Source organism: Henriciella aquimarina, from assembly GCF_002088975.1.
GTDB lineage: Bacteria > Pseudomonadota > Alphaproteobacteria > Caulobacterales > Hyphomonadaceae > Henriciella > Henriciella aquimarina.
In genome coordinates, this window is the sequence record NZ_NCST01000126.1 from 1 (window position 1) to 8,553 (window position 8,553).

General features: G+C 60.5%; 6 protein-coding genes. 3 read left to right on the forward strand and 3 right to left on the reverse strand.

What is annotated here, in order from left to right:
- Positions 1 to 1,610: ParB/RepB/Spo0J family partition protein (locus B8784_RS19725; protein ID WP_084399812.1), on the reverse strand; the 1,610-nt coding region annotated here is incomplete at its 3' end.
- A gap of 126 nt (positions 1,611 to 1,736) precedes the next feature.
- Positions 1,737 to 2,933, reverse strand: coding sequence for a DUF932 domain-containing protein (locus tag B8784_RS19730; protein WP_084399813.1), 1,197 nt, complete (start codon positions 2,931 to 2,933; stop codon positions 1,737 to 1,739).
- 713 nt (positions 2,934 to 3,646) lie between these two features.
- Here B8784_RS19730 and B8784_RS19735 point away from each other — a divergent pair.
- From B8784_RS19735 to B8784_RS19745, 3 genes are read left to right on the forward strand one after another with little or no spacing between them, the layout of a single operon-like run.
- Positions 3,647 to 4,030 carry a helix-turn-helix transcriptional regulator gene (locus B8784_RS19735; protein WP_084399814.1) on the forward strand — a complete coding sequence of 128 codons (384 nt, stop codon included), beginning with the start codon at positions 3,647 to 3,649 and terminating at the stop codon, positions 4,028 to 4,030.
- Positions 4,030 to 5,259 (forward strand): type II toxin-antitoxin system HipA family toxin, encoded by a 1,230-nt coding sequence (locus B8784_RS19740; protein ID WP_084399815.1) that lies wholly within the window; start codon positions 4,030 to 4,032, stop codon positions 5,257 to 5,259. Before B8784_RS19735 ends, B8784_RS19740 begins: the two co-directional genes overlap by 1 nt.
- Positions 5,222 to 7,921, forward strand: a complete 2,700-nt coding sequence (locus tag B8784_RS19745) for a DEAD/DEAH box helicase (RefSeq protein WP_158085756.1) — start codon at positions 5,222 to 5,224, stop codon at positions 7,919 to 7,921. Before B8784_RS19740 ends, B8784_RS19745 begins: the two co-directional genes overlap by 38 nt.
- Here the strand turns inward: B8784_RS19745 and B8784_RS19750 are convergent.
- Positions 7,908 to 8,553, reverse strand: a 646-nt coding sequence (locus tag B8784_RS19750; RefSeq protein WP_143435293.1) for an IS3 family transposase, incomplete at its 5' end; no start/stop codon positions are given. The two genes, B8784_RS19745 and B8784_RS19750, sit on opposite strands and share 14 nt — an antisense overlap.

Genomic DNA, 8,553 nt, shown 5'->3' on the forward strand with positions numbered 1-8,553 from the left:
TCGTTGTCGAACCCGACCAGCGCCTCCCACAGATCCTCAGGCGCTTTCGGCAGCGCCCCTAGCCAGCTCGTCGTGCGATCGTCGATGCTGAGCGCGTAAGCCGTGTCGCCAAGGCCCGGCGCCTGGGCGCCGAAACCGGCGCTGTGCGGCGTGATCTCGACGCAGCTATCCAGCGGATAGTGATAGAAGAGCCGGAGCGTCATCGCGTGCAGGGCGGCGAGGAACGCCGTCTGCGGATCGTTGGCGAGCGCGTCGCGAAGGGCGAGCGTGCGATGCGCCGTCAATTCCATGACGAGGCGGTCGGAGAGCGGCTTCAGGCCATCGTCTTCCTCTTCCGCCTCGTCGCTGGCGTCCGGGGGCGTAGCGTCGTCGACGTTCTCCTCGGCAGACGCGTCGATCCCATCGACCTCGTCCTGTTCGTCGGATTCGCCGGAAGGTTCATCCTCGGTACGGACATAGCCACGTTCGACACGCAGGCGGCCGTCATGGCCGATGCTGGCGAAGACGCCGGCCACGGCGATTTCGTCCGGCTCGAAGCGGACGGGCCGCTCCTGCAAGGCTTCCATCGCCGTTTCGATCTCGCCGAGCCGGGTGTCGATCTCTTCCGGGAACTCCTCGGCGTCGGCGTACTCGTCTTCGAGCTTGTCGTATTCGGCCTTCAGCGCGTGGAAGCTCGCGATCTCGTCCTCGCTCATCGGCTCGGTCTCGCCGACGATCCGGCGTAGACCGTAGGTGTGGCCGTAGGGAAAGTCCGTGCCGATCTCGATCCATTTCCAGCCCTCGGCGCGGATCGCTTGCGCCTCTGTTTCGAGCTTTTCATCGACAAGTTTCGCAAGCAGGCCTGCATCCTGCAGCCATCCGCCATCGTCGGACTGGAACAGGTCGCGAAGGATAGCGCCGCCGGCCGCCTCATAGGCGCCGAGCCCGACGAACTGCGCCCGCCGGTCGGAGGCGCGCACGGCGCCTTCGGTCAGCATGCGGCGGATTTCATAGGGCTGTTTCACATAAGTCCGTTTGATCGACTCCCAGACCTGTTCCTGGCGCTCATGGTCGGGATTGACCGTGAAGGCCATGAGCTGGTCGAGGGTCAGTTCCTCCTCGGCGTAGGCGTCGAGAAGCGACGGCGCGATAGCGGCGAGCTTAAGCCGCTGCTTGACGACATTCGCCGAGACGAAGAAGGCCGCCGCGATTTCTTCCTCGTGTCTGCCTTTCTCACGCATCGCCTGGAAGGCGCGGAACTGGTCGAGCGGATGAAGCGGCGCACGCTGAACATTCTCGGCGAGACTGTCTTCTTCAGCGAGGCCGTCCGTGCGCACGATGCAGGGCACGGGCGCTGTGCGGTTCAGCCGCTTCTGCTTGACCAGAAGTTCGAGCGCCCGGTAGCGGCGTCCGCCGGCCGGGATCTCGAACATGCCGGTTTCCGCGCCGTCCTCGTCCAGCACCGGCCGGACGGTGATCGAGGACAGGAGCGTGCGCCGGGCGATGTCCTCGGCGAGCTCCTCGATCGAGACGCCGGCCTTGATGCGCCGAACATTGGACTGGCTCAGCACCAGCTTGTTGAAAGGGATGTCGCGCGAGGCGCTGAGGGTGATTTTTTGAGACTTGGTCATGTCAGTTCTCCGTGGGCGGGCTGGCCGAAAGCCTCTCTCTCGACCTCCAAACCCGTCACGAAGAACCCGGCCCGCCTCGTCCTCTTGAGGAAGCGACGGACCGGAAAGGCGGAGCACCGGTTGAAGCTACGCTGCGCGCTCCAGGAGCTTCTTCGCCTTGCCCTCCATATCGAGTCGGGCGTCCTGCTGCGGCTTCGACCGGGCGACCGCGGTGATGCCCTGCACGAAGTCGAACACGGACTCGGGCGGCCGGCCTTCCTCGGCCAAGACCGTTTCGACGATCCTGGCCGTCTCCGCCTTGGAGAAGCCCCGCTTACGGAGGAAATCGGTGCGGTCGTCGTCACTGTGGGCGACGATCCGCTCGCGCGCTGCTCGAATGCCTTCGATGAAGGGGCGTGGCGAGGAATCTGCAAAGCGGGTCAGAGCCGGCGCCGCCTCGTGCGCGAAGCGATTAGCGGCGTATTTGGAATGCCGGATGCTGATTTCCTGGAAGTCCTCAACGCCCCAGAGATTGCGGTTCTGGCAGACGGCGCGCAGATAGAAACTGGCGATGCCGAGCGTCTTCGCGCCGACCTCCGAGTTCCAGCAATAGAAGCCCCGGAAATAGAGATCGGGAGATCCGTCGGGCAGCGTGCCCGCCTCGATCGGGTTCATGTCGTCGACCAGGAAGAGGAAGACGTCTCGGTCGGAGGCGTAGAGCGTGGTCGTATCCTTGGTGATGTCGACCATCGGGTTGTAGACGCCGCTCGACCAGTCAAGCGTGCCGGGCACTTTCCAGCGCGTATCGCCAGTTCCGTTCCCCGCGATCTTCTGCACGGCCGCTACGAGTTCGTGGTCGTAGATGCGGCCATAATCCGGGCCGGTGACGGCGCGTAGTTCCGTGCGCCCGTCTTCGGTTTCCAGCGTCTTGATCTGCTCGGCTCGGTGCGAGGTGAGCCCGTATTGCAGGTTGATGCCCGCAAGCGGCGCCGGGAGCTGGCGCAGATAGGCCGCCGGCGCGCTGACGAGGCTTGCAAGCTGGCCGAAGCTCCAATGGGTCGGCGCGACCGGGGCCTCGGCTTCGGGCAGGATGAGCGCCAGGTTTTCCGGATCGTCGCGATGGGCTTCGACGCGGATCGCCGCGCTCTCGACCGTCCGCGTGCGGCTGCGCTCGGCGCGGCCCTTCACCGAGGCGTAAAGCTCCGACAGGGACAGGTAGCGCTCGTCATCCGGCCGGGAAAACCATTCCGAGGAGACGCGGCCGATCCGTTCTCCGCGCGAGATATCGACTTTGTAGCCGCCGCTCGCGTCGCGTCGGCCGTCCAGGGTTTCAAGGTTCGTCATGGGTCAATCTCCGTGGACGGGCCGGCCGAGAGCCTCTCTCTCGACCTCCAAACCCGTCACGGCGAAAGCCGCCGAACTCTTACTCTCTGGGGGCGTTGCGGGGTCTCCCCGCAGAAGGGGTCGGCCGAGACTACAGGCTCGGCCGCAGGGGAAGGCTTTCCCCTTCCCATCATCTTGGTTGTTTCCCACACTTCCAATCAGCGGCCCGTTGGTTCCCGATCAGCCGGGGGAGAAAGCCCCACTGTGAAGTGATCGGAGCGGGCGGGACGATGCTTCGTCCACTCTGTGAGAGTTCCCATGCTTTTGCTGCCAAGTGCAGAGGGGTCGTCACGCCGCGGACGGGGCCTCAACTCACTATTCTACCCTCGTGCAAGACCAGCGGGCCACTGAAGGCCGCCCGACCAGATTGCCAACGTGATATGAAACCTCACAGTCTGGATGCTGATGCATGAGGATTTGTATCATTGCGCCGTCGCGGTCCAGGCGCGGAGGAACCTGCGAGCTCCTCACAGCTCAGGAAATTCTGCGGCCGACGGATCTCAAGATACGGGCATGCCTTCCGACGCCAAAGCCCGTCCGAAATCTACCTACAGATTTCGGACAAGAGTCTCTCCGGATAAGGTGCCGGGCGTGCCACTAACCAACCATTGCAACGCCACCATGGGTATGCTAAACGCCATATATGGCAGTTTATATGAAATTGGCGGCCGAATATGGCAGTTAAGGTAAGCTCGCTCAATGCGCGCCGAGCTTTGGAGGCGCTGGGAGCAAACATCAAGACCGCTCGTTTGAAGCGGCGAATCTCCGTGAAGGGATTCGCCGAACGGGTCGGTGTGTCCGAGCGAACCGTCATCCGGTTGGAAAAGGGAGACGACGGCGTCAGCATCGGCACGCTGGCCATGGCCTGCCTGGTGCTCGGCGAGATCGACCGGATTTCGGAGTTCCTCGATCCGGGCTCCGACGATACCGGACTGCTGCTTGACAGGGAGGCGTTGCCTAAGCGGATTGACCGGAAGCGAGGGGCCAAGCCCGCTGGATCGGGCAAGGAAAAAACCGCTCTTCCGGCCAGCGACGATGATGAAGGGGTCGGTTTCTGATGCCTGAAGCGATCGTCGCCCTTGGCGAAGGTAAGAGGATTGTCGGGCGATTGCGGTTCGAGACTGACGGCCGCCGCCAGCATTCGCAATTTGAGTATGCAGCCGAGTGGCTTGCGGCGTCTGACCGCTTCGCGCTCTCTCCCGGCCTGCCTCTTCGTGAGGGCGGCCATTTCAGTGCGGGCCGCGGTGACCGCCGTTCGGCGCTGCCGGGATGTTTTTCCGACGCCGCGCCGGATTCATGGGGACGCGCGCTCATGACCAAAGCCCTCGGCGGCGGTCTCAGCGAGTTCGACTATCTGGTTCTGTCCGACGACCGCACCCGACAGGGCGCGTTGCGGTTTCTCGGCGACGACATGGAACCACTGTCCGACCTGACCCCGCCAATCCCGCGACTGGTCGAACTGGATCGCCTGCGCATGCTCGCCCACCGCTTCGAGCGCGATCCCGGTGGCGCAGAGGAAGAAGCCCGCGATCTGGCTGGTGTCGCCGGATCGCTCGGCGGCGCTCGTCCCAAGGCCAACGTTGAGGGCGACGGGCATCTGTGGATCGCCAAGTTCACGTCCGCCCAGGACACCAAACCGGTCGAGCGTGTCGAAGTCGCCACGCTGAAGCTAGCGGCGAAATGCGGCTTGCGGGTCGCCGAAGCAAAACTCGAGATGCGCGACAGCGACAGTCCGATCGCGCTGATCCGACGGTTCGATCGCCGCGGCAACACGCGGATCCCGTTTATTTCGGCGCGTACCGCGCTCGATTGGGACAGCGACGAAGGCGGGTTCTACACGGACATCGCCGACGTGATCCGTCAGATTTCGAGCAAGCCGGTCGACGATTTGCATGAACTCTGGCGGCGGATCGTCTTCACGATCCTCGTCTCCAACAAGGACGACCATCTGAAGAACCACGGCTTCATCTATGCTGGCGGAGATCGGTGGCGGCTGTCACCGGCTTTCGACATCAACCCCTCGCCGTCACGACACAGAGTGCTGGAGACCGGTATCATGCAGGGCGGGTCGTTCGACGCGTCGCTCGAAATCGCGCTGGAGGCATGCGAGTTCTTCGATGTGACGCTGGAGACTGGTAAGGTGTGGGCGGCCGAAATCGCAGTCATTCTAGCGCGGTCATGGAAAGAAGCGTTTCGTGAAGAAGGGGCATCGAGCGAGCAAGTTCGTTCGTATGCCGAAGCTTTCGAGCATGAAGAAGCAGAAAGGGCAAAGGGGTTTGACGGGTAGCGGCGATAACAGTGGTACGCTTTTCGATATGGAGGAGCCCGCGCCTGAGATTGATATCAGGTTTGACCGCAGGCTGGCGGTTTTTGGATCGCAGTATGGCGCGAGCATTGAAGCAATTGCGGAACCAGCGATTACCCGGCGGCTTAAAATAAGACCGTTTTCACAACGACACCTCGTCGGTGTCGTCGGTGAAGATCAGGACGGAAACGAAATCCTGTTTCTTCCGCGTAAGACAACCTCATCTGTTCCGTTCGACAAAGTGTATGTTTGCCCCTCAGCCGTTGATGTCGAGGCCTTCGTCAACAGGGCCTCTGATGCGCCACTCACACTACTTGCACCCTTGCCGCTGAACCCGAAGAAAGATGCTGACGAAATCTCGAAGCTTTGCAATGAGATCGGCTCCAGCTGGAGTGATGGCGTCGCTTTCGCAAAGGAGCAAACGGACGGCGATCAGGTCATCAAACCAGGTTTCCGCTCGCCTCAAATTGGCGCTTTACACGCTTTGCAAGCCCATTGGACCGTGTCCGAGAAAATCGCCACGGTCGTTATGCCGACAGGAACCGGTAAGACGGAGACGATGATTGCAGCCGGTCTTCAAGAACGGGCAAAGTGCATTCTGGTGATCGTGCCAAGCGACGCGCTCAGAACACAGATTGCAAGTGCGTTCGAGCAACTGGGCATACTGCCTAAAGCCGGCTTGATTGATAAAGGCGCCCAATACCCAGTGGTATCGTTGTTGCGCAAGCGGCCAACGAGTGTCGAGGAAGCACGTGGTCTGTTCGGCATCTCGAACGTCATTGTCACAACGATGTCTATCGCCGCTGGTGTGTCGCCGGAAATTCAAGCGGCAATGGCTGAGTGTACGTCGCATCTTTTCATCGATGAGGCTCACCATGTGGCTGCGAGAACTTGGCGCGAATTCAGGGAAGCGTTCGGCAACGTCAAAATCGTTCAATTCACAGCAACACCGTTCCGCAATGATGGAATGCGGGTCGATGGCAAGTTCATTTTTGTTTACCCGCTAGGACTGGCTCAAGCGGAGGGCTATTTCAGGAAAATCGACTATCAGCCCGTCGATGGGCTCGACCGAGACGATATCGACGAACAAATCATTGAGAAAGTCGGTGAGGCTCTCGAAGCGGACGAGGCGAACGGATATCGCCACCTCGCAATGGCGCGGGGAAACAAGCGGATCCGAGCGGAAGAGTTGCATGAGAAGTATCGACGTCGTTGGCCTCAATACAATCCAGTCCTTCTGCACAGCGGTTTGAGCGCCTCCGAGCAAGCTGATGCGATCGCGAAGTTACGAGCAGGCGAGCATCGCATCGTCGTTTGTGTCGATATGCTCGGTGAGGGTTTTGATCTGCCTGAGCTCAAGATTGCGGGATTGCATGATCCAAAGAAGTCAGAGGCCGTGACGCTGCAGTTCGTTGGTCGCTTCACGCGCACTCGCGACGATCTGGGTGAGGCAACCGTTATCGCCGCGGTGACGCGAGATGAAGGCAGTCCCTTGGCAAGTCTTTTCGCTGAGGATGCGGATTGGAACAAGCTCATCAATCAGATCGGTTCAAAAGCAACCGAGCGTGCCGTCCGACGCGAAGAGGTGTTCGAGGGTTTTGGGGGAATTGATGCAGAGATACCCTTGGAAACATTGCGCCCGACCTTGGGGACGATTGTCTACAAGACAACCCAATCGCCTTGGGATCCAATTGGTGGCATTGTAAGGTTCGATCACCGACAGCTGATCGTCGACGGTCCACACATTAATCACCACGATGCGCTGGCAATCTTCATCACCGAACGCGCCGATCTACCGAAATGGAGCCGCTTCAAAGGCATCGCCGATGTAACCTACGATCTCTTCATGGTGCATTGGGATCAGGAGGCCGGCCTGCTCTATGTCTCGGCTTCGCATGATGATCGGCTGGACGATTTGGCCAAGGCTCTATGCGGTGACGATGCCGAACGAATTCGGGGCGAAGATATCTTTCGGGCGCTCGATCCTTTACGGCGTCCTGTGCTGAACACGCTGGGCTTGAGTGAAACGCGTCGCCGAAAGATCCGCTATTCGCAATATCAAGGCAGCGATATTGCTGATGAATTGCGGAGCCGAAGTGGGAACAGGACGCGCAGCAAGACAAACCTGATGGTTGTCGGCTTCACTGACGATGGTAGGGTATCGCTCGGCTGTTCACGAAAGGGAAAGATCTGGGCGCAGGAGCGTACCAACGATTTCGGACGCTGGATGGACTGGTGCCACGACCTTGGTCGTTCTCTTCTCAATGAGACGATCTCGACGGCCGGAATAATTGATCGCCTCATTCAGCCCGAACTTGTCTCGGAGGTTCCCCAAAAGTCGCCAGTCGCAGTCGATTGGTATGAGGGGATGTCTGTCCTTGATGAGGATAGCTGGGTTTTCACCATCAACGGCGAACAGCACTCCATTTATGACTGCGAACTGGAACTTTCGTCGCATGACGCCCAGGACCGCATCGAGTTTTCGATTGTGGCAGGCACTGCGCGAGCAGACTTTACGATGACGATCAACGACGAAGGCGTTCGATACGCGTTGAAAGAAGGTCAATCTGCGTCAGCCGAAAAGAGTGCGGTGAACCGCGCCGGTAACCCCGGAGGCTGTTTGGTTGGGGTCAAGCAGCGATAGCGTTTTCCTTCAGCGCTGCAAAGTAGTTGGCCTCGGCTTCTGCCGGTGGGATGTTTCCGATTGGCTCGAGCAGGCGGCGGTGATTGAACCAGTCGACCCATTCGAGGGTGGCGTATTCAACGGCATCGATGGATTTCCACGGGCCTTTCCGCCAGATGACTTCGGCCTTGTAGAGTCCATTGATGGTTTCCGCCAAAGCGTTGTCATAGCTGTCACCAACACTGCCCACCGACGGCTCAAGACCTGCCTCGGCCAGACGCTCCGTATACCGTATACTGACATACTGGCTGCCACGATCTGAATGATGGACAAGACCACTTCCAGAGCAGGGCCGCCGGTCATGCAAGGCCTGTTCAAGGGCATCAAGCACGAAGTCCGCATGCGCTGTCCGGCTGACCCGCCAGCCGACAATGCGGCGGGCGAACACATCGATGACGAAGGCGACATAGACAAACCCTGCCCAGGTCGAGACATAGGTGAAATCGCTGACCCAGAGCCGGTTCGGCGCCGGGGCCTTGAAGTTGCGGTTCACATGGTCGAGCGGGCACGGCGCCGCCTTGTCGCTGTAGGTCGTGCGATGCGGCTTGCCGCGGATAATGCCCTGCAGGCCCATGGCCTTCATCAGGCGCCTG